Below are 19,313 nucleotides of genomic sequence, written 5' to 3'. Positions count from 1 at the left end.
CCCCCCCCCGCGATGCGGGGACGCGCCTACCCCTTCACTCCCTGCGAACTTGCTTCGCTGTAGATCGAATGCTGTCCGCGGGCGGATCGAGGCGACGCCCGCTCCGTCGTCGGCCGCTCCGGGGGAGCCGGGGACACTGTCGTAGTGAGCCATCAGGGCCACGGCCGGCAGGTCGGGCTCGCGTGCCGGCAGCCCCGCCGATCACGTTGACGAGGGGTATTGCGTCGGCCTGGGTCACGAATGCCTTGGTATTCCTTACAAGAAACTCCCCGGCCGGATGCCACCCACCTCCCTACAATGCCGGATTTACGCGCCGTGGCCCTAGGGTTACCCGTCGTCCGCCGCCCGATACCCGTGTTGTTCGCGCGAGACTCGCCATGCGGGCAACTCGCGACTAAGGGGAGGCGCAAACGAATCCCCGTGAGAAGGACAGGCCCCTCTCCCATGCGCATCGCGATTGCATCAGACCACGCCGCCGTCGACCTCAAGGCCGACCTGCGCGAGTATCTCATCGAACTCGGCCACGAAGTCGCCGACCTCGGCCCCGAGACCGCCGACCGCGTCGATTACCCCGACTACGGCTACAAGCTCGCCTCGGTCGTCGCCGACGGCACCGTCCGGTTCGGTGTCGCCCTGTGCGGTTCGGGCATCGGCATCTCGATCGCGGTAAACCGCGACCCGGCCTGCCGCTGCGCGCTGGTGTCGGAGCCGCTCTCGGCCGCGCTAGCCCGCGAGCACAACGACGCCAACGTCATCGCCATGGGCGCCCGTCTGACCGGCATTGACATGGCCAAGGCCTGCCTCGACGCTTTCCTCTCGACCGATTTCGGTGGCGGACGCCACGCCGGCCGCGTCGAGAAGCTTTCCAATCCATCCTTCTGAAGGAGCCAGAACCCATGACCGTAGAAACCGCCATCCGTTCGCCCGGCTTCTTCACCGACACCATTTCCCAGAGCGATCCCGACGTCGCCAAGGCGATCGGCCATGAGCTGAAGCGCGAGCGCAAGCAGATCGAACTGATCGCGTCCGAGAACATCGTCTCGAAGGCCGTGCTCGAGGCGCAGGGCTCGGTGCTGACCAACAAGTACGCCGAGGGCTACCCCGGGAAGCGCTACTACCAGGGCTGCGAGCCTTCGGATGAAGTCGAGACGCTCGCCATCGAGCGCGCCAAGCAGCTGTTCGACTGCGGCTTCGCCAACGTTCAGCCCCACTCGGGCGCACAGGCCAACGGTGCGGTGCTGCTCGCGACCGTGAAGCCCGGCGACACCATCATGGGCATGAGCCTCGATGCCGGCGGCCACCTTACGCACGGTGCCCGCGCCGCGCTGTCGGGCAAGTGGTTCAAGGCCGTGCAATACGGCGTGACCAAGGACACCCACCTGATCGACTACGATGAGGTCGAGGCTCTTGCCAAGGAGCACCAGCCCAAGCTCATCATCGCCGGCGGCTCCGCCTACCCGCGCGTGATCGACTTCAAGCGCATGCGCGAGATCGCCGATGCCGTCGGCGCGCTGTTCCAGGTCGATATGGCGCACTTCGCCGGGCTCGTCGCGGCCGGCCTGCACCCCTCGCCCTTCCCCCACGCGCACATTGCCACCACCACCACGCACAAGACGCTGCGCGGGCCGCGTGGCGGCATGATCCTGACCAATGACGAGGCGCTGGCGAAGAAGATCAACTCGGCGGTGTTCCCCGGCCTCCAGGGCGGCCCGCTGATGCACGTCATCGCCGCCAAGGCCGTCGCCTTCGGTGAAGCGCTGCGCCCCGAGTTCAAGGACTACGCCGCGCGCGTGATCGAGAATGCGCAGGTCCTCGCCGCGACCCTCAAGGCGCGCGGCGCCGCGATCGTCTCGGGCGGAACCGACACGCACCTCGCGCTGATCGACCTCTCGCCGCTGGGCGTGACCGGCAAGGATGCCGACGAGGCGCTCGAGCGTGCGGGCATCACCTGCAACAAGAACGGCATCCCGTTCGACCCGCTGCCGCCGATGAAGACCAGCGGCATCCGCGTCGGTTCGCCCGCCGGCACCACCCGCGGCTTCGGTCCCGAGGAATTCCGTCAGATCGGCGAGATGGTCGCAGACGTGCTCGAGGGTCTTGCCAAGTGCGGCGAGGCAGGCGACGCTCAGGTGGAGCAGAACGTGCGCACGCGCGTTGAAGCGCTGTGTGACCGCTTCCCCATCTACGAGGACTGACCCTATGACCGACCCGCAGCGCCCCCAGAACAACGGCGATTTCGTTTCCGACGCTCGCCAGGAACTCGCCGGAATGCTTCAGGATGGGCTTGCCCACCCTTCGACCAAGCCGGTGCTGATCTGGGGCGCCGCGGGCGCGATCGCAGGCGCATTCCTGCCCTTCGTCTCCATCGGCCTCGGGCTGGCGGCAGGGGCGGGCTACAAGTTCTACAAGCGCGTCCGTCCCGAATGAACGCTGCTTACTCGAAAGTAACTTGCTGAATGCGCTGTCCTTTCTGCGCCCACGACGATTCCCAGGTCAAGGACAGCCGCCCGACCGAGGATGCCACCGCGATCCGCAGGCGCCGCCAGTGTTCCAGCTGCGGCGCCCGTTTCACCACGTTCGAGCGGGTGCAGCTGCGCGAGATCGTCGTGCTCAAGAGCAACGATTCGGCCGGTGAGCCCAAGCGCGAACCTTTCGACCGCGCCAAGATCGAGCAGTCCGTGACGCTCGCCTGCCGCAAGCGCCGCATCGGGCGCGAGCAGATCGACCGGCTGGTCTCGGGCGTCCAGCGGCAGGTGGAGACTTCGGGCGAGACCGAGGTGCCCTCCCGCGTGATCGGCGAACTGGTGATGGAAGGACTCCGCCAGCTCGACTCGGTCGCCTACATCCGCTTCGCCAGCGTCTACCGCGCCTTCAACGAGGCGAAGGATTTCGAAGAATTTGCAGGGACCGTGCGTGATGTCGGCGTCAACTGAACTCAAGGCGCCCGTTATCGTGCTGGTCCGCCCCCAACTGGGCGAGAACATCGGCAAGGCGGCGCGCGCAATGCTCAACTTCGGGCTCACAGAGCTCCGTCTCGTCACCCCGCGCGACGGCTGGCCCAACCCCTCGGCCGGCCCGGCGGCGGCGGGTGCCGACGACGTGCTGGCACGCGCCGAGGTCTTCGAGACGCTGGCCGACGCGGTGTCCGACTGCGCCAACGTCTACGCCACCACCGTGCGGAAGCGCGGCGTGACCAAGCCGGTGGTCACGCCAGAGCATGCCGCGCACGAGGTTCACACCGCGCCGGGCCGCTCGGCATACGTCTTCGGGCCGGAGCGTTCCGGCCTTGAAACGGAAGACGTGGCACTCGCCCGCGCGATCCTGACAGTGCCGATCAATCCCGAGTTCGCTTCGCTCAACCTCGCACAGGCGGTGATCCTGTGCGCCTACGAGTGGTCCAAGGGCGCCGGCCTGTCGCAGCCGACGCTGGAGGAAATCCTCCCACCGGCTCCTCAAGAGGAGTTGGAAGGCATGATCGGCCAGTTCGAAACGCTTCTGGCGCCGACCAAGTATTTCTATCCAGAAAGTCGCGCAGGTGCCACTAGGCGGACCCTACGCAACATGCTGACCAAGCCGGGCTGGAACTCCCTGGAGATCCGCACCATGCGCGGGGTACTCAGCGCGCTTGGCGGCAACCGAAAGCCCCGCCCGATCGAGTGATCCTCGATGGGTGCGGCTGCCTGAAGATTCTTGGCGGAATCGCGTTCACCGCGTAATAGTGCGGCAATTCCTGCATCAGGAGCTGTCGCTTGATGATCCGAAAAATCTTACCTCTGGTCGTTGCCTTGACTGTCAGCTCGCCTGTGTTCGCCCAGGACAAGCCGGCAGAGCCCGCCCGGAGCGACCCGGAGAAAGTGATCTGTCGTTCCACCAGCAAGACCGGCTCCTACATAGCCAAGCGCGAATGCCACACCGCCGCTGTCTGGAAGGAGCTGAGCACCGCTACCACAAACGTCTCGGAACAGGCGATCGACAAGCTGAAGACCACCCGCGTCCTCAAGGGCAACGATTTTTGATATCGGATTTGGGCGAAAACAGGTTCTCCCTGCTCTCTCCTTGACATTCCCCGCCAAGGCCGTAAGGGCCACCCCTTCACATGGCGCCTGCGTTTTCGCGCAGGTCGTCCACTCGGCCCCGCACTCCGGTGAAGCGGCGGCCGCGTCCAGCGAATTAGGCTGGATGGTGCGCCCCGGGAAACTATGGATCGCGTTGCTACAGTGGCGGCGCGGCAGCAGAATGGAAGTAGACTTATGTCGAAGCGCAAAAGCGCCAAGTACAAACTCGACCGTCGCATGGGCGAGAACATCTGGGGCCGTCCCAAGAGCTCGGTGAACCGCCGCAGCTACGGCCCCGGCCAGCACGGCCAGCGCCGCAAGAGCAAGGTCTCGGACTACGGCATCCAGCTGCGCGCCAAGCAGAAGCTCAAGGGCTACTACGGCGACGTGACCGAGAAGCAGTTCAAGCGCACCTACCAGGAAGCGTCGTCCATGAAGGGCGATACCGGCCAGAACCTGATCGGCCTGCTCGAGCAGCGCCTGGACATGGTCGTGTACCGCGCCAAGTTCGCGCCGACCATCTTCTCGGCTCGCCAGATCGTTTCGCACGGCCACATCCGCGTCAACGGCGTGAAGTGCAACATCGCATCGCGCCGCGTTCGCGTCGGTGACGTCATCACCCTCGGCAACAAGGCCAAGGAAATGGCGCTCATCATCGAAGCCCAGAACCTGCCCGAGCGCGAAGTCCCCGACTACGTCGCCCAGGACGGCACCGACAAGATCACGTTCGTCCGCGTTCCGACGCTCGACGAAGTGCCTTATCCGGTGAAGATGGAACCGAATCTGGTCGTCGAGTTCTACTCGCGCTGATCCGGCTTTTCCCTCGGGAAACCAGACAAAAAGGGCGGTCCTTCGGGGCCGCCCTTTTTGCATGAGGTGCCCATTCCCGCACAGGCGATCGACACGAAAAATTACACGATTCGCGGTACTTGTCTGGGAACTGCAACAGGTTCCGGGCATTATCCGGACACCATGACACGCTATCGTTTCATCACCCCCCACCGCACCGGTAAATGGTACTCCGACCTCATGACCGCGCAGCGCCACGCCTATGAGATCGGAGCCGGATTCCTGGACGAGATGACCGGTCGTTTCGTCCGCTACGTGGGTACCAAACTCGAGGTTTCCACGCCGGAGCTGGACGAGAGCGGCATCGCCGCCTGAAAACGCCGGACAGGCCGGCGTTCTGTCAGAGCCCCAGATTACGTCGGAGGAAGGCATCGGTCCGAGTCAACATGGCTGCCCGGGCATCGCCGTCGTCGAGTTGGTGATCCAGTCCGGAAAACTCGACATAGTCCACCGATTTGCCGACAGCCTTCAGTCGGTCCTGCATCAGGCGCGAATGGCCTACGGCCACATTCCTGTCGGCATCACCATGGAATAGCAGAACCGGCGCGGTCATTTGTTCCGCGTGCCGTGCCGGCGAACCTTCCGCGGTATGTGGACCGGTCCCAATCAGGTTATCCATGACAGTGAAGTTGCTCATGTTGCGGAATTCTTCACGCCATTTGTCGAAATCCACCACTGGCGCGATAGCGACGATCGCCTTGTAAAGGCCAGGATCTACTACTCCCGCCTGCAGAGCGGCATACCCTCCATATGACCATCCAACGATGGCCAATTTATCGCTGCGAGCGATCCCCTGCGAAACAAGCCACCGCGCGGCGTCGTCTACATCCCCAATGGCGGTGCGCCAGCCCCTGAAGCCGTTCTTTCCGAAGAATTGGGCCCCATACCCCGTCGATCCACGAAAATTCGGCTGGAACACCGCATAGCCTTTGGCGGCGAAGTATTGGGCGAGCCAGTCGAAGCCCCACTCGTCGCGAGCATTGGGCCCACCATGGGGCATGACAATCGTTGGCAGATTCTTACCGGTGCTTCCCGGCGGCAATGTGAGGTAGCCTGGGATCACGGTGCCATCCGCCGCTGTGAAGCTCATAGGCTTCATTTGCCCAAACGCCATGCCTTGCAATTCGGGACGGTCGAGAAGGAGCCCGGCAAGTTTCTTGGTCGCCTTGTCGTAGAGGTAGTACTGGCCGGGATCGGTGTCGCTTCCGGCATATACCAGAAGGCGCTGTTCATCGGTGGTGGCGTCGATGATGCCGATCTGACGGTCTCCTCCCAAGGCTTTTCCGAGCCCGATGGAAAGCTTCCTCAGTTCCGGATCGAAATATTCGGCAAAGCGGCGTTCCGTGACGAAGCTCACACCGATCACGCGCTGGGTGCGGCCGATCTTCAGTAGCCCATCGACGACGGCATCGGGCCGGGAGATCAGCAGGCGGGTTGTATTGGTGCCGTCCAGCGTCCGCTCGTAAAGCGAGGTTCGCCCTTCATAGTCGCCAAACCCATAGGCTATATTGCGCGTGCTATCGACGGCAACGGGTTCAAAGCCTGTGGTGAGGCCGGCATCGAAATTCACATCGCTGAGCCGACTCCAGTTCTTGCCGGTTGCGTCGGAATAGAAATAACTCGATTGCAACCGCACGTAACCTGTGCCCGTGACCGGCTGCATGTGGATGATACGGACTTTTCCCTGGCCATCGGAAATGAAGCCTTGGGCAGTTTCACGCGGCTGCAGCACATCCTTACGGCGGCCGTTAAGAACGTTCACCGCTTCCACCCCCAGTCCGCTCTGCTGGCGGGCCGTCAGGGTGCCGGTGGTCATTTCGGGAGAGTACCAGCGTTCCATCAGAACGCTCTCAGGCTGACCCGGCACGGTGTAGTCGACCACTCCGCCGCCGTAACGCGAACTGTAGTAGGCATTGGCAGGCCGGTTTGCGCTCAACATCTTCATGTCACTGCCATCGCTCGCCAGCGAAAAGAGGCGCGTGGCGTCATCGATCGCGCCATTCTTCCCGGCGTTGAAATACGCCTCGCAGACCACCCGGCTCTCAAGGATGAACTGACAGTGCGTGATCTGCTCCGTGCGTCCCTTGGAGCTGAAGATCGGCGTCGACTTGCCGTCGCTCAGGTCGACGACGACCGCGTTCTCGCCGCCGCCAGCCCGAGGGCCGACGAACACGATCTGCTTGCCTTCTGGCGAGATGCTGATGTTGCGCACCCCTTCGCGGGCACCGAATTTCACGGCGAGAGGGTCAAGGGCTTCCGCACCTGCACTGCCCGCCCAAAAAGTGAAAGACGCAATTCCGCACAACAATGCCTGCCGAAGCATGGCTTCCCCCTGATAATCCCTGTTTGACGGTACATCGCGTCAATCGGCTATCATCACAAGAGACATTGCGCGATTACAAAGCGTTAACCTGATCGGGTGGCGAAGTAATCCCGCCGGAAGTCTGCCGCGAAGGCCGCGAAGCGCTGCTCCGTTATGGCGTCGCGCATAGCCTGCATGAGCTGCTGGTAGAATGCGATGTTGTGCTCGGTGAGGAGGATCGCGCCGAGCATCTCGCCGGACTTGTGCAGGTGGTGCAGGTAGGCCCGGCTGTACGTCTTGCAAGTCGGGCAGGCGCAGCGCGGATCGACCGGCCCTGTGTCCTCGGCATGGCGGGCGTTGCGCATGTTGAGCGGGCCGTTCCAAGTGAAGGCTTGGCCGTTGCGCCCCGAGCGGGTGGGCAGCACGCAGTCGAACATGTCGACGCCGCGCTCTACCGCGCCGACGAGGTCATCGGGCTTGCCCACGCCCATGAGATAGCGCGGACGGTCGGCGGGAAGCTGGGCCGGCGCGAAGTCTAGCGTGGCAAACATCGCTTCCTGCCCTTCGCCCACGGCAAGGCCGCCTATGGCGTAGCCGTCGAAGCCGATCTCGGCGAGCGCGTCGGCGCTGGTCTTGCGCAGGCCCTCGTCGAGCGCGCCCTGCTGGATGCCGAACAGCGCCGAGCCTTCCGCATGGTCGCCGCCCTGGTCGAACGCGGTGCGGCTGCGACGCGCCCAACGCATCGACATTTCCATGGAGCGGGCGATGACGTCGCGGGGTTGGTCGATCTTCGGGCACTCGTCGAAACACATGACGATGTCCGAGCCGAGCAGGCGCTGGATCTCCATCGAACGCTCGGGGCTGAGCATATGGCGCGAGCCGTCGATGTGACTGGCGAAAGTCACGCCCTCCTCGGTGATCTTGCGCAGTTCGGACAGACTCATGACCTGATAGCCACCGCTGTCGGTCAGGATCGGGCGGTCCCAGTTCATGAACTCGTGCAGGCCGCCAAGCCGCGCGACACGCTCTGCGCCTGGACGGAGCATCAGGTGATAGGTGTTGCCCAAAATGATGTCGGCGCCGGTGGCACGTACGTCCTGCGGCTTCATCGCCTTGACCGTGGCGCCGGTGCCGACCGGCATGAAGGCGGGCGTGCGGATCTCGCCGCGGCGCATCTGGATCGCGCCGGTGCGCGCCTTGCCGTCGGTGGCGGCGATGGTGAACTGGAAACGGGGCTTCATGCGCCGCCCGTTACCGCGATCAGAACCCGTAGACCAGTGAGAACCGCGAGATCGTGTCGGTCTTAAGCGATCCGTCGGGCGGCGAGGTCTCGTGCTCGATCGCGTAGGACAACTTCGCCTTCAGACCCTTGACCAACCCCGATTCCAGCGCGGTCAGCGAGGTAAACGTATTGTTGTCAGAACCGACATAGGCACTGGCGTCCTGGGTCAGCTTGAGCTGAGGATTGATCTTCCAGTCGAAGTCGATCGAGGTCAGCACCGACCAGGTGGTTTCATTGGGCTCATCGACGTAGTTGATACGCCGAACGGCCGGACCTGCCTCCAGCGACAGCGTCTTGGTGCGACCGTTGAGCACGCGGTAACCCAGACCGCCCGAGAGCGTGTAGCGGTCCTCGAAGCCTTGTATCCGATCGCGTTCGTATTGTGTACGCGCGTAAGTGAAGAAGCCCTCATTCAAGGTGTAGCGCGGCTGGTAACTCGCCGAGTACTGCTCGCGCGTGATCACGCCGCGGTCTTCCTGGTAGTCAGCGCGCGCCTGGACGATGTGCTCCCACTCGATGCCCTTGCGGTTGAAATTGAAGGCAGCGGTAAAGCCGAAGTTGTCCGTGTTGCCGGTGGAGCGGAACGCGCCGAGTTCGATCTGCCCTTTCCACAGTTCAAGTGGACCCGACGCGCGGATACGCGCCAGTTCTGCCTCGGTCTTGGCGGCGAGTTCGCGGGCGCGGCGGTCCAAATAGGCCCTCTGGAGGTCTCGAATCTCGTCCTTGTCGTAGGGCTGGGTCTGCTGCGCGAACTTGACGACGGCGGCAACTGCAGCGCTGTCGTCGGTCTGCATCGCCGCGTCCAGCATCGCCCGCACCTGTTTGGCCAGGCGGGGCTTCTCCACGCGGATGAAGGGCACGAACTCCGGGTATGGCGGCAGCTCGAGCACCAGTGGCGGCGGAGGCTCCGCCGGCAGCACGATAAGGGGATGCTCCTCCGGCCCCTGCGCATGAGCGGGCACGGCGAGCATCAAGAAGGGGAGACTGGCGAGAACCCTGCGGTGCATCGTCATTGCAAAATCGTAACTCGTCACGTGCGCAAGCGCCACCCGGTGCGGAACACCCATGAGATAAAGCCCACGCAGATAGCGAGGAACAGGACGGTGAGGCCCAGCGATAGCGCGATGGGAACGTCGGACTTGCCGTAGAACGTCCAGCGCAGTCCGTTGACCAGGTAAACGACCGGATTGGCCATCGCGATCGAGCGCCAGGGTTCAGGCAGCATGTCGATCGAGTAGAACGTGCCGCCCAGAAACGTCAGCGGCGTCAGAATGAGCAACGGGACGATCGTCAGCTTCTCGAAGCTGTCCGCCCAGATGCCTAGGATGAACCCGAAGAGCGAGAAACTCGCCGAGACCAGCAGCACGTAGCAGAACGCATATAACGGATGGGCGATCGAATAATCGACGAAAAGGCTCGCCGTCGCGAGGATGATCGCGGCGAGGATCAATGACTTGGTCGCCGCCGCTCCGACGAACCCGACGAGCGTCTCCGCGACGCCCACGGGCGCGGAGAGCAGCTCGTAGATCGCTCCCGTGAAGCGCGGCATGTAGATGCCGAAGCTGGCATTTGAAGTGCTCTCGCCCAGGATCGTCAGTAGCAGCAGGCCAGGAACGATGAAGGCGCCGTAGTTCACGCCCCCCACGCCCCCGCTCATCTGGCTGCCGATGGCCGCCCCGAAAACGACGAAGTAGAGCGTGGTGGTGAGAACCGGCGCGAGGATCGACTGCATCGCCGTGCGGAAGGCGCGCATCAGCTCCTGCTTGTAGATCGTCCAGGCGCTGCGGGCGTTGAACAGGCTCATGCGGCCTCTCCCTGTGCAGGGGCATCGGGGCCTTCGAGCAGGTTCACGAAGATGTCCTCCAGGCTCGATTCGTGGATGTCGATCGAGGTGTAGTCGATGCCGGCGCGGGTCAGCGCCTTGGTCAGTTCTGCGACTTCCGCCGTGCCCGCGCTGGAGCCTTCCCCGCCGCCTCCGCGGTAGCAGAGCACCTTGCCGTCCTCGATCAGCGAGACCGGATAGGCCGAGACCGCCTCCGGCACTTCGGTCAGCGGCGCGGCGAGCGTGATCAGCGCCTCGGTGCGGCCGAGACGTTCCATCATCGCCGCCTTCTCGTCGACCATGAGGATTTCGCCCTTGCGGATGATGCCGACGCGGTCCGCCATTTCCTCGGCCTCTTCGATGTAGTGAGTGGTCAGGATCACCGTCGTACCGCGTTCGCGCAGGACCGCGATCTGCTTCCACATGTCGCGGCGCAGTTCCACGTCGACACCGGCGGTGGGCTCGTCGAGGAACAGCAGTTCGGGCTCGTGCGCCAGAGCCTTGGCGATCAGGACGCGGCGCTTCATGCCGCCCGAAAGCGTGCGGATCTGGTCGTCACGCTTTTCCCACAGACTGAGCGCGCGCAGGGTCTCCTCGATCAGTTCAGGCTTGGGCGGCAGGCCAAACAGCCCGCGCGAGTGGTTGACCGAGCGAAGGACCGGCTCGAACATGTCGGTGGCCAGTTCCTGCGGAACCAGGCCGACTTTCGCGCGCAACCTGCGCCAGTGCCTGCCCATGTCCTCGCCGAACACGTGGATCGTGCCCGAGGTCGGCCGCACCAATCCGCAGACCGCGCCGATCAGCGTCGTCTTGCCGGCGCCGTTTGGGCCCAGCAGCGCGAATATCTCGCCTTTGTTGATGCTGAGGTCGACGCCCTTGAGCGCCGTGAAGCCGCCCTTGTACGTCTTGGTTAGGCCGCGAATTTCAAGAATGGGTTGCATGGGCGCATGAATGGGGCGGAATCGGCTCCGTTCCAACCCCCCTCGCACGATAAATTATCCGATAATTCGATGGCCGACCGCGCGGCAGGAATCAGGGGATCAGCAGGCTCGAATCCCCATAGCTGTAGAAGCGATAACCGCTTTCGATGGCATAGGCGTAGACTGCCTGCATCTGCTCCAGCCCCATCAACGCCGAGACCAGCATGAACAGGGTCGACTTGGGCAGGTGGAAGTTGGTCATCAGTCCGTCGATCGCCTTGAAGCGGTAGCCCGGCGTGATGAAGATCGCCGTATCGCCTTCGAACGGCCGGATCACGCCGTCGTCGCCGGTCGCGCTTTCGAGGAGACGCAGCGAGGTGGTTCCGACCGCTATAACCCGGCCCCCGGCCGCGCGGGCGGCATTGAGGCGGTCGGCGGTGGCGGAGTCGATGCGGCCCCACTCGGCATGCATGCGGTGTTCCGCGGTATCGTCCGCTTTGACGGGCAGGAATGTGCCGGCGCCGACGTGGAGGGTCAGCGTTTCGCGGGCGATACCGGCAGCGTCTAGCGCCTCGACCAGCTCCGGCGTGAAGTGCAGCGCCGCCGTGGGTGCGGCAACGGCGCCCTTCTCGCGCGCGAACATGGTCTGGTAGTCGCTGGCGTCCGCCTCGTCGGTCGGACGCTTGCCCGCGATGTAGGGCGGGAGCGGCATGCGGCCGGCGCGTTCGAGCAGGACCTCGACGGGCTCGTCGCCTTCGAAGGCGAGCGTCCAGCTGCCGTCGTCGTGGCGCTCCTCGGCGATGGCGGTGACGTCAGCCGGAAAGGCGATGGCGTCACCGGGGCGCAGGCGCTTGGCGTTGCGGATGAAGGCCTGCCAGCGGCGCAGGTCGATGCGCTTGTGGAGAGTGGCGCCGATGCGCGCCTCCCCGCGAATGCCTTCGAGCTGGGCGGGGATGACGCGGGTATCGTTGAAGACCAGCACGTCGCCGGGGCGCAGGGCGCCGGGCAAGTCGCGGACGTGACGGTCGGAGAACGTAGAGTTGCCGTCAACGATGAGCATCTTCGCCGCATCGCGCGGCCGCGCCGGGCGCAGGGCGATGTTCTCGGGCGGGAGATCGAAGTCGAATAGGTCTACGCGCATGGCGCGGCGGCTAGACCAGTGACGCCGCTTCGACAAGCCTAGGGTGAGCGCAGCGAAGGTTAACCCCTGCCCCGCTCACACTCGAGGATCAGTTCGATTTGGAGTTGTTCAGGTCCGCAGCCGTGGGCACGGGTGCCGCTGCCGGGGCGACGGGAGCCGCAGGAGCAGGCTTGTTTTCCGAGGCAAGCGAAGCCTGGACGATCTTGGTGGGGTTCTCGGGCGGCTCGCCGCGCTGGATGGCGTCCGCGTAGTTCATCCCCGCGATCACGCGGCCGAACACGGTGTACTTCTTGTCGAGCGCAAAGCGCGGATAGAAGACGATGAAGAACTGGCTGTTGGCGCTGTTCGGCTCGTTGGTGCGGGCCATCGACACGGTGCCGCGCAAGTGCGGCATCGAATTGAACTCGGCCTCGAGGTCAGGGAGCGGCGAGCCACCCTGCCCGGTGCCGGTCGGATCGCCCGTTTGCGCCATGAAGCCGTCGATCACGCGGTGGAAGATCTGGCCATTGTAGAAGCCTTCCTTCGTCAGCGTCTTGATGCGCTCGACATGGTGGGGCGCCCATTGGGGCATGAGCCGGATGGCCACGCGCCCGCCGGTCGATAGGTCGAGCAGCAACACGTCGTCGGGATCGTGCGCAATGTCGGTGTCGATGACCGTCGGCAGCGCGGCGACAGGCGCCGCGGTAGCCACCGGCTCCTTGTCCTTCTTCGCGAAGGCCGGGGCGGCCACAAGCGCGGCGCCGATCATCAACGCAGTCATGGGAAGGCGAAACTTCATGGATTACTCACTGGCCAATGATTTGAAGGATCAGGCCGATCCCAGGCTTGGCGCGATAGAGCGCGGCCGCTGTCGATACAATGAACGAATTTGTCACCAGGCCCGCCAACCCGGCAAACTCAGTAGTCGCCGAGGAAACCGTTCTCGGCAATACGCGCCATCACGTCCTCGCGCACCGAAGGACTGACGAACTTGCCGATATCCCCGCGGAACATCGCGATTTCCTTTACCAGCTTCGATGCGATCGGCTGCAGGCTGACATCGGCCATCAGGAATACGGTCTCGATGGTGGAGTTCAGCTGCTGGTTCATGCCGGCCATCTGGTACTCGTACTCGAAGTCGGCGACGGCGCGCAGGCCGCGCACGATCACGCTGGCGCCCTGCACTTGCGCGAACTTCATCAGCAGCGCGTTGAAACCGACGACCGAGACGTTGTCGATCCCCATCTTCGCAACCTCGCGCTCGACCATGGCGATCCGCTCGTCCGGCGTGAACAACGGGTTCTTCGACATGTTCGTCGTGACACCGATGATCAGCCTGTCGACCAGCTTGGCGCCTCGCCGGATGATGTCGGCGTGTCCCAGAGTGATCGGGTCGAAAGTGCCGGGATAGACGCCGATACGGTCTGCCACTCAGTGATCCCTCTCGATGATGTAGCGGGCGACGGCGCGCAGCAGGTCCGCTTCCCTGCCGTGCTGGGCGAGCTGGTCCACCGCCTGCTCGACCAGCATCCGCGCCTGTTCGCGGGCGCGGTCGGGGCCGAGCAGTGAGACGAAGGTCTCCTTGCCGGCCACGGCGTCCTTGCCCACGGCCTTGCCGGCGACCGCGGCGTCGCCCTCGTGGTCGATGAGGTCGTCGGCGATCTGGAACGCAAGACCGATGTCGCGGGCATAGCCGCGCAGATGGCTGCGGCCTTCGGGCTGCACGCGGCCGAGAATAGCGCCCATCTCCACCGCCGCACCCAGCAGCGCCCCGGTCTTGAGCTGCTGGAGCCTGGTTACGGTCTGCAGGTCGAACTCGCTGGTCTCGGCGACGAGGTCCATCATCTGGCCGCCCGCCATCCCTTGCGCGCCGCTGGCGTGGCCGAGGGTGCGGACCAGTTCGATCTGGGTGAAGGGATCGGGGCTGGTCGCGGTGTCGGCCAGCACCTCGAATGCGAAGGCGTGGAGCGAATCGCCCGCGAGCACCGCCGTCGCCTCGTCGAACGCGAGGTGGAGCGTCGGCTTGCCGTGGCGCAGGGCGTCGTCGTCCATGCACGGAAGGTCGTCGTGGATGAGCGAGTAGACGTGGATCGCCTCGATCGCGACACCGGCGCGGATGGCCGCTTCTCGCTGGACGCCGTACATCTCCGCCACCGCGGCAAGCAGCAGCGGCCTCAGCCGCTTGCCACCGCCGATCGCGGCATAGCGCATCGCCTCGACGAGCTTGGCGCGCGCGTCATCGGGGACGGGGAGCAGCGCGTCGAAGGCGCCGTCGATCTCCTCGGCGATGCGCGCCAGGCCCTCGGCCAGCAGCGAATCGGTCACGCCCACGGCGCCCACGCGTCAGCGGTCCGGTGCATCGAAAGGCTGGACGCCCGCCGCAGCGCCGTCCGGCCCGGCGACGATGCGCTCGATCCGCGCCTGGGCGGCGTCGAGCCGCTTCTGGCAATGCAGACGCAGCTTCTCGCCCTTTTCGTAAAGCGAGATCGAATCCTCCAGCGGCACGTCGCCGCTTTCCAGCTGACGCACGATAGTTTCCAGCGCGCGCAGGGCGTCTTCGAAGCTCAGGGTATCGATGGTTTGCGGTTCGGAAGCCATGGGCCAGCAATGGCGGGACGGATTGGGCCGGTCAAGGTGGGAGCCGGGAATTTACGGTCCGGCGCAGGCATAACGGGGCGGCGGTAGTGATCGAAATTTAATCTCGCGCCGTTTTCGCGAGGTTCGTGTGGGTCAGGCTTGTTGACGAAATACATGCGCGCGCGCGTCTCCACATAAGGCGGAGGCGGGGGAAATCTCGACGATGTGAAAGAACCTGCGCGAAGGTAGCAAGTTCGGGCCTTGTAGGAAAATCGGCCGGTAGAAGGGTTTCACTCGGAGACGCGGAGAAGAATAAAGTTGGATGCACGCAGAGACGCAGAGGCGCGGAGATGTCGTGCTCGCGGCAGCCCCGCTTTTGCCTCCGACGGGGCGTATGCCGCAGCGTCAGACAGGAGAGTAAGCCTGCGGCGTAGCACGACCCCTCGGCGTCTCTGCGTGATCGATCTTCTTTTTCTTCTCCGCGTCTCCGCGTGAAACCCTCAAGACGTATCCCGGCCATCGAAAGCCATCTAGCGCAGGCGCATCGACATGGCTAAGGCGCGAGCCATGAGCACGATCACCCCAGAAGTCGTCGAGGCGCATGGCCTCAACCCCGAGGAATACGAGCGCGTCCTGCATGCGCTGGGACGAGAGCCCAACCTCGTCGAACTCGGCATCTTCTCGGTCATGTGGTCGGAGCACTGTTCCTATAAGTCGAGCCGCTTCCACCTCAAGAAGCTGCCCACCGAGGCGCCCTGGGTGATCTGCGGCCCCGGCGAGAACGCCGGCATCATCGACATCGGCGACGGCCAGGCGGCGATCTTCAAGATGGAGAGCCACAACCATCCCAGCTACATCGAGCCCTACCAGGGCGCGGCGACGGGCGTGGGCGGCATCCTGCGCGACGTCTTCACCATGGGTGCGCGCCCGGTGGCGAACATGAACGCACTGCGCTTCGGCCGGCCCGACCACCCGAAGATGAAGCACCTCGTCAAGGGCGTGGTCGCGGGGATCGGCGGCTACGGCAACTGCGTGGGCGTGCCCACCGTCGGCGGCGAGACCAACTTCCACAAGGCGTATGACGGCAACATCCTCGTCAACGCGATGACGGTCGGCGTCGCCGATGCCGACAAGATCTTCTACTCGGCCGCCACGGGCCTGGGCAATCCGATCGTCTACGTCGGCTCCAAGACCGGCCGCGACGGCATCCACGGCGCCACCATGGCGTCTGCCGACTTCGGCGACGACATCGACGAGAAGCGCCCGACCGTGCAGGTCGGCGATCCCTTCGTCGAGAAGCTGCTGATCGAGGCCTGCCTCGAACTCATGGCGACCGACGCCATCGTCGCGATCCAGGACATGGGCGCGGCGGGCCTCACCTCCTCGTCGGTCGAGATGGCCAGCAAGGGCGGCGCCGGCATTCGCCTGAACATGAACATGGTGCCGTGCCGCGAAGACGCGATGACGCCCTACGAGATGATGCTCAGCGAATCGCAGGAGCGCATGCTCATGGTGCTCAAGCCGGGCAAGGAAGCCATGGCCGAGGCGATCTTCACCAAGTGGGAACTGGACTTCGCGGTGATCGGCGAAGTCACCGACACCGGCCACATGGTGCTGGAATTCAACGGCGAAGTCGTCTGCGACATCCCGCTCGGCCCCCTCGCCGACGATGCGCCCGAATACGAGCGCCCCTACGTCTCGGCCGAGGAATACAAGGCCTGGGCCAAGGTGCCTGAGCTGGGCGACGTGCCCGCCACCACCGACCTCGGCGCGGACCTGCTTGCGCTCATGGGCGGCGCGGACCTCGCCTCGAGGCGGTGGATCTGGGAGCAGTACGACAGCCAGGTCGGCGCCGACACCATGCAGAAGTCCGGCGGCGACGCGGCGGTCGTGCGCGTCCACGGCACGAAGAAAGCGCTGGCGATCAGCACTGACTGCTCGCCCCGATATTGCTACGCCGACCCCTACGAGGGCGGCAAGCAGGCGGTCGCCGAGACCTACCGCAACATCAGCGCGGTCGGCGGTCTGCCGCTGGCGATCACCAACTGCCTCAACTTCGCCAACCCGCAGCGCCCCGAGATCATGGCGCAGATCGTCGGCTGCCTTAACGGCATGGGCGACGCCTGCCGCGCGCTCGACTACCCGATCGTCTCGGGCAACGTGTCGCTCTACAACGAATCGAAGGCCACCGGCGGCGGCTCGGCGATCCTGCCGACCCCGGCGATCGGCGGCGTCGGCCTCCTCGCGGACCACGACCGGATGGCGACCGTGGCGTTCAAGGCCGAGGGTGAGGCCATCTACCTCCTCGGCGGCGAAGGCACGCACCTGGGCCAGTCGCTGTGGCTCAAGGACATCGCGGGCCGTGAAGGCGGCGCGGCTCCGGTCGTCGACCTCAAGGCCGAATGCGCCAACGGCGGTTTCGTGCGCGGCTGGATCGGCGAAGGCAAGGTGACCGCCGTCCATGACGTGAGCGACGGCGGCCTGATCGTCGCGCTCGCCGAAATGGCTCTGGCGAGCGGCCTTGGCTGCACGCTGGACGCCGACCTCACCACAGCGCAGGCCTTCGGCGAGGACCAGTCGCGCTACCTGCTGACGGCTCCTGCCGGGACGGAACTGCCGGGCGCGGTGAAGATCGGCACCGTCGGCGGCACCACGGTCGCGGGCGTCGAGATCGCGGACTTGCGCCGCGCCAACGAGGCGTTCTTCAAGGACTGGATGGAAGCCTGATAGCCTTACCCTCCCCGTCGCGCCGCGATGGGGAGGGCCTTAGCTCGACCCGCCCGCCAGCACATTCACGCTCAGCGCCAGAATCCCCAGGTTGAACGCGAAGGCGAACAGCCCGTGGAACGTCGAGACCCGGCGCATGGCGGTTTTGGTGATGGTGATGTCGGCCGTCTGGCAGGTCATGCCGATGACGAAGGCGAAGTTCACGAAATCCGAGAAATCGGGCGTGCAGTCGCCGGGGAAGTCCAGCCCCTCGTGGTCTCCGCCCCCGTGCGGCGCGTAGTAGAGCCGCGCGTAATGGAAGGCGAAGATGAGGTTGGTGAAAGTCCAGCTCGCCAGCAGCGTCAGCACCAGCAGCGTGATCCCGCCCGCGCCGAGCGAGCCACCATCAAGGATCAGCAGGGTGAGCGCGACCAGCACCACCACGCTGATGAGCCCGCTCATGACCAGCAGCAGGAACTGCCCGGCATCGTCGCGCCGCGCCTGCATGCGCATGACCTCCGGCGTACTGGACCGCCACAGCGGTATGCAGGACGCGGCGAAGACGAAGACCGCGAGGTCGAACCCGGCGATGACCGCCTCGCCCCGGTGCAGGGGCAGCAGCTTGAACGCGGATGCACCCAGCGCGAACACGGCGAGGAACAGCAGGTAACGCGGATGGCTGACCTTGACCGACATCTGCGCTCCCCGTTTGTTTTCAGGCAGCTATCCTAGCTGACCCAGTCCTTCTGGGGAATGCCCAGCAGTCGCAGGACACTGGTGAGATCGCCGCGGTCGATCCAGCCGTTGGCGGCGGCGCGGGCCTTGGGCTTCGCGTGGTAGGCGATGCCGTAGGTCGCCGCTTCCAGCATCGGGATGTCGTTGGCGCCGTCGCCGGTGGCGAGGCTGGTCGCGCCCTCGGCGAGGTCCGCCATGTCGGCGAGCAGCGTGGCCTTCTTGACCGCCGAATCGACGATGGGGCCGGCCAGCCCGCCGGTCAGCCTGCCGTCCGCGACCTCGAGGCGGTTGCCGACGACATGCTCGAAGCCCAGCTGCTCGGCCACGGGATCGGCGAAGTGGTGGAAGCCGCCGGTGACCAGCACGGTGCGGCAGCCCAGCTTCTTCAGCGTCTCGACCAGCACCTGGGCGCCGGGCATCGGCCTGATGCGCGTGGCGAGACATTCGGCGATGGCGTCGGTGGAGAGGCCCGCCAGCAGGCCAACGCGCTCGCGCAGGGCCTGTTCGAAGTCCAGCTCGCCCTGCATCGCGCGCTCGGTGATGGCGGCGATTCGGTCCTTGAGGCCGGCGAAGTCGCCCAGTTCGTCGATGCACTCCTGCCCGATCATGGTCGAATCCATATCCGAGATGAACAGGCGCGGCACGATGGGTTCGTCGCTCGTCACGAGGCCGTCGGTGGGCGAGAAATGCCCGTCCAGCGCCGCGCGCAGCGCCGCCGCGTCATCGTCGGGGGAGTCGATCTGCATGGTCTGGCCGCAGAAATCGAGCATCGAGGCATCGGCGATGCGCACCCCCGCCTGCTCCATCTGCGCCTTCGCGGCCTCGAGTCTTGCCGAAAGGTGGTCCGGTTCTGCTATCAGCCGGGCAATGAGCACTGCGAATTCCCTCGATACACCATACGATATCGCCGCCGGAGACCGGCCGCCGCTGGCGCTCATCGCAGGG

At 65.0% G+C, this 19,313-nt stretch carries 22 protein-coding genes; 9 read left to right on the top strand and 13 right to left on the bottom strand.

Translation table 11 applies throughout. The annotated features are described in order from the left end of the window. On the bottom strand, positions 1-171 hold a 171-nt coding region (locus PMI02_RS26355; RefSeq protein ID WP_369751217.1), incomplete at its 3' end, for a M28 family peptidase. A gap of 273 nt (positions 172-444) precedes the next feature. Between PMI02_RS26355 and rpiB the strand changes: the two genes are divergently transcribed. The 8 genes from rpiB to PMI02_RS09790 all read left to right on the top strand — a co-directional run bounded on the left by rpiB (position 445) and on the right by PMI02_RS09790 (position 5,219). Continuing rightward, the gene (rpiB, locus tag PMI02_RS09825) at positions 445-882 is read left to right on the top strand and encodes a ribose 5-phosphate isomerase B (protein ID WP_007682097.1); all 438 of its coding nucleotides are present in this window, start codon (positions 445-447) and stop codon (positions 880-882) included. A 14-nt stretch (positions 883-896) separates the two neighbouring features. Continuing rightward, positions 897-2,195, top strand: a complete 1,299-nt coding sequence (glyA, locus tag PMI02_RS09820) for a serine hydroxymethyltransferase (RefSeq protein ID WP_007682096.1) — start codon at positions 897-899, stop codon at positions 2,193-2,195. 4 nt (positions 2,196-2,199) lie between these two features. Further along, positions 2,200-2,427 (top strand): hypothetical protein, encoded by a 228-nt coding sequence (locus tag PMI02_RS09815; RefSeq protein ID WP_007682092.1) that lies wholly within the window; start codon positions 2,200-2,202, stop codon positions 2,425-2,427. A 29-nt stretch (positions 2,428-2,456) separates the two neighbouring features. After that, complete coding sequence (gene nrdR / locus PMI02_RS09810; RefSeq protein WP_007682091.1) at positions 2,457-2,933, top strand: transcriptional regulator NrdR; 477 nt, start codon at positions 2,457-2,459, stop codon at positions 2,931-2,933. Further along, positions 2,917-3,660 (top strand): RNA methyltransferase, encoded by a 744-nt coding sequence (locus PMI02_RS09805; RefSeq protein ID WP_007682090.1) that lies wholly within the window; start codon positions 2,917-2,919, stop codon positions 3,658-3,660. The genes nrdR and PMI02_RS09805 overlap by 17 nt, the downstream gene beginning before the upstream one ends. Before the next feature lie 92 nt (positions 3,661-3,752). Further along, positions 3,753-4,016 carry a hypothetical protein gene (locus PMI02_RS09800; RefSeq protein ID WP_007682089.1) on the top strand — a complete coding sequence of 88 codons (264 nt, stop codon included), beginning with the start codon at positions 3,753-3,755 and terminating at the stop codon, positions 4,014-4,016. A 234-nt stretch (positions 4,017-4,250) separates the two neighbouring features. Beyond that, positions 4,251-4,865: a 30S ribosomal protein S4 gene (rpsD, locus tag PMI02_RS09795; protein ID WP_007682088.1), complete on the top strand. Its 615-nt coding sequence runs from the start codon at positions 4,251-4,253 to the stop codon at positions 4,863-4,865. A gap of 162 nt (positions 4,866-5,027) precedes the next feature. Next, positions 5,028-5,219 (top strand): hypothetical protein, encoded by a 192-nt coding sequence (locus PMI02_RS09790; RefSeq protein ID WP_007682085.1) that lies wholly within the window; start codon positions 5,028-5,030, stop codon positions 5,217-5,219. Positions 5,220-5,244: 25 nt separating this feature from the next. On the opposite strand, the gene PMI02_RS09785 is transcribed toward PMI02_RS09790, so the two are convergent. The 10 genes from PMI02_RS09785 to PMI02_RS09740 form a co-directional block, all read right to left on the bottom strand. After that, positions 5,245-7,227, bottom strand: coding sequence for a S9 family peptidase (locus tag PMI02_RS09785; protein ID WP_007682084.1), 1,983 nt, complete (start codon positions 7,225-7,227; stop codon positions 5,245-5,247). An 83-nt stretch (positions 7,228-7,310) separates the two neighbouring features. Further along, complete coding sequence (gene tgt, locus PMI02_RS09780; RefSeq protein WP_007682083.1) at positions 7,311-8,447, bottom strand: tRNA guanosine(34) transglycosylase Tgt; 1,137 nt, start codon at positions 8,445-8,447, stop codon at positions 7,311-7,313. 19 nt (positions 8,448-8,466) lie between these two features. After that, entirely contained in the window at positions 8,467-9,495 is a 1,029-nt protein-coding gene (locus PMI02_RS09775; protein WP_238539045.1) for a YdiY family protein, read from the bottom strand. A gap of 23 nt (positions 9,496-9,518) precedes the next feature. Next, positions 9,519-10,292: an ABC transporter permease gene (locus PMI02_RS09770; protein WP_007682080.1), complete on the bottom strand. Its 774-nt coding sequence runs from the start codon at positions 10,290-10,292 to the stop codon at positions 9,519-9,521. Continuing rightward, on the bottom strand, positions 10,289-11,251 hold the full coding sequence (locus tag PMI02_RS09765) for an ABC transporter ATP-binding protein (RefSeq protein WP_007682079.1): 963 nt from the start codon (positions 11,249-11,251) through the stop codon (positions 10,289-10,291). Before PMI02_RS09765 ends, PMI02_RS09770 begins: the two co-directional genes overlap by 4 nt. Before the next feature lie 91 nt (positions 11,252-11,342). Further along, the gene (gene queA, locus PMI02_RS09760) at positions 11,343-12,371 is read right to left on the bottom strand and encodes a tRNA preQ1(34) S-adenosylmethionine ribosyltransferase-isomerase QueA (RefSeq protein ID WP_007682078.1); all 1,029 of its coding nucleotides are present in this window, start codon (positions 12,369-12,371) and stop codon (positions 11,343-11,345) included. 88 nt (positions 12,372-12,459) lie between these two features. Beyond that, a complete protein-coding gene (locus tag PMI02_RS09755; RefSeq protein WP_007682077.1) occupies positions 12,460-13,149 on the bottom strand; it encodes a peptidylprolyl isomerase in 690 nt (229 codons plus the stop codon). A 119-nt stretch (positions 13,150-13,268) separates the two neighbouring features. Beyond that, positions 13,269-13,781 (bottom strand): pantetheine-phosphate adenylyltransferase, encoded by a 513-nt coding sequence (gene coaD, locus PMI02_RS09750; protein ID WP_007682076.1) that lies wholly within the window; start codon positions 13,779-13,781, stop codon positions 13,269-13,271. Next, on the bottom strand, positions 13,782-14,675 hold the full coding sequence (locus PMI02_RS09745) for a polyprenyl synthetase family protein (RefSeq protein ID WP_369751216.1): 894 nt from the start codon (positions 14,673-14,675) through the stop codon (positions 13,782-13,784). A gap of 18 nt (positions 14,676-14,693) precedes the next feature. Next, positions 14,694-14,948 (bottom strand): exodeoxyribonuclease VII small subunit, encoded by a 255-nt coding sequence (locus PMI02_RS09740; RefSeq protein WP_007682070.1) that lies wholly within the window; start codon positions 14,946-14,948, stop codon positions 14,694-14,696. A gap of 546 nt (positions 14,949-15,494) precedes the next feature. Between PMI02_RS09740 and purL the strand changes: the two genes are divergently transcribed. After that, a complete protein-coding gene (gene purL / locus PMI02_RS09735; protein WP_036503226.1) occupies positions 15,495-17,654 on the top strand; it encodes a phosphoribosylformylglycinamidine synthase subunit PurL in 2,160 nt (719 codons plus the stop codon). 39 nt (positions 17,655-17,693) lie between these two features. On the opposite strand, the gene PMI02_RS09730 is transcribed toward purL, so the two are convergent. After that, on the bottom strand, positions 17,694-18,329 hold the full coding sequence (locus PMI02_RS09730; protein ID WP_007682066.1) for a DUF1345 domain-containing protein: 636 nt from the start codon (positions 18,327-18,329) through the stop codon (positions 17,694-17,696). A gap of 32 nt (positions 18,330-18,361) precedes the next feature. Beyond that, entirely contained in the window at positions 18,362-19,174 is an 813-nt protein-coding gene (gene serB / locus PMI02_RS09725) for a phosphoserine phosphatase SerB (protein WP_202948623.1), read from the bottom strand. Between the last annotated feature and the right edge of the window lie 139 nt (positions 19,175-19,313).

Origin of the sequence: Novosphingobium sp. AP12 (assembly GCF_000281975.1) — a bacterium.
In the GTDB taxonomy this organism is placed as follows: Bacteria; Pseudomonadota; Alphaproteobacteria; order Sphingomonadales; family Sphingomonadaceae; genus Novosphingobium.
This window is presented reverse-complemented; position numbering and strand designations above follow the sequence as displayed.

What these genes read in the sequence shown, in the direction of transcription:
- rpiB (WP_007682097.1), top strand. Translation starts at nt 445, where the DNA reads ATGCGCATCGCGATTGCATCAGACCACGCCGCCGTCGACCTCAAGGCC.
- glyA (WP_007682096.1), top strand. Translation starts at nt 897, where the DNA reads ATGACCGTAGAAACCGCCATCCGTTCGCCCGGCTTCTTCACCGACACC.
- PMI02_RS09815 (WP_007682092.1), top strand. Translation starts at nt 2,200, where the DNA reads ATGACCGACCCGCAGCGCCCCCAGAACAACGGCGATTTCGTTTCCGAC.
- nrdR (WP_007682091.1), top strand. Translation starts at nt 2,457, where the DNA reads ATGCGCTGTCCTTTCTGCGCCCACGACGATTCCCAGGTCAAGGACAGC.
- PMI02_RS09805 (WP_007682090.1), top strand. Translation starts at nt 2,917, where the DNA reads ATGTCGGCGTCAACTGAACTCAAGGCGCCCGTTATCGTGCTGGTCCGC.
- PMI02_RS09800 (WP_007682089.1), top strand. Translation starts at nt 3,753, where the DNA reads ATGATCCGAAAAATCTTACCTCTGGTCGTTGCCTTGACTGTCAGCTCG.
- rpsD (WP_007682088.1), top strand. Translation starts at nt 4,251, where the DNA reads ATGTCGAAGCGCAAAAGCGCCAAGTACAAACTCGACCGTCGCATGGGC.
- PMI02_RS09790 (WP_007682085.1), top strand. Translation starts at nt 5,028, where the DNA reads ATGACACGCTATCGTTTCATCACCCCCCACCGCACCGGTAAATGGTAC.
- PMI02_RS09785 (WP_007682084.1), bottom strand. Translation starts at nt 7,227, where the DNA reads ATGCTTCGGCAGGCATTGTTGTGCGGAATTGCGTCTTTCACTTTTTGG.
- tgt (WP_007682083.1), bottom strand. Translation starts at nt 8,447, where the DNA reads ATGAAGCCCCGTTTCCAGTTCACCATCGCCGCCACCGACGGCAAGGCG.
- PMI02_RS09775 (WP_238539045.1), bottom strand. Translation starts at nt 9,495, where the DNA reads ATGCACCGCAGGGTTCTCGCCAGTCTCCCCTTCTTGATGCTCGCCGTG.
- PMI02_RS09770 (WP_007682080.1), bottom strand. Translation starts at nt 10,292, where the DNA reads ATGAGCCTGTTCAACGCCCGCAGCGCCTGGACGATCTACAAGCAGGAG.
- PMI02_RS09765 (WP_007682079.1), bottom strand. Translation starts at nt 11,251, where the DNA reads ATGCAACCCATTCTTGAAATTCGCGGCCTAACCAAGACGTACAAGGGC.
- queA (WP_007682078.1), bottom strand. Translation starts at nt 12,371, where the DNA reads ATGCGCGTAGACCTATTCGACTTCGATCTCCCGCCCGAGAACATCGCC.
- PMI02_RS09755 (WP_007682077.1), bottom strand. Translation starts at nt 13,149, where the DNA reads ATGAAGTTTCGCCTTCCCATGACTGCGTTGATGATCGGCGCCGCGCTT.
- PMI02_RS09740 (WP_007682070.1), bottom strand. Translation starts at nt 14,948, where the DNA reads ATGGCTTCCGAACCGCAAACCATCGATACCCTGAGCTTCGAAGACGCC.
- purL (WP_036503226.1), top strand. Translation starts at nt 15,495, where the DNA reads ATGAGCACGATCACCCCAGAAGTCGTCGAGGCGCATGGCCTCAACCCC.
- PMI02_RS09730 (WP_007682066.1), bottom strand. Translation starts at nt 18,329, where the DNA reads ATGTCGGTCAAGGTCAGCCATCCGCGTTACCTGCTGTTCCTCGCCGTG.
- serB (WP_202948623.1), bottom strand. Translation starts at nt 19,174, where the DNA reads ATGGAGCAGGCGGGGGTGCGCATCGCCGATGCCTCGATGCTCGATTTC.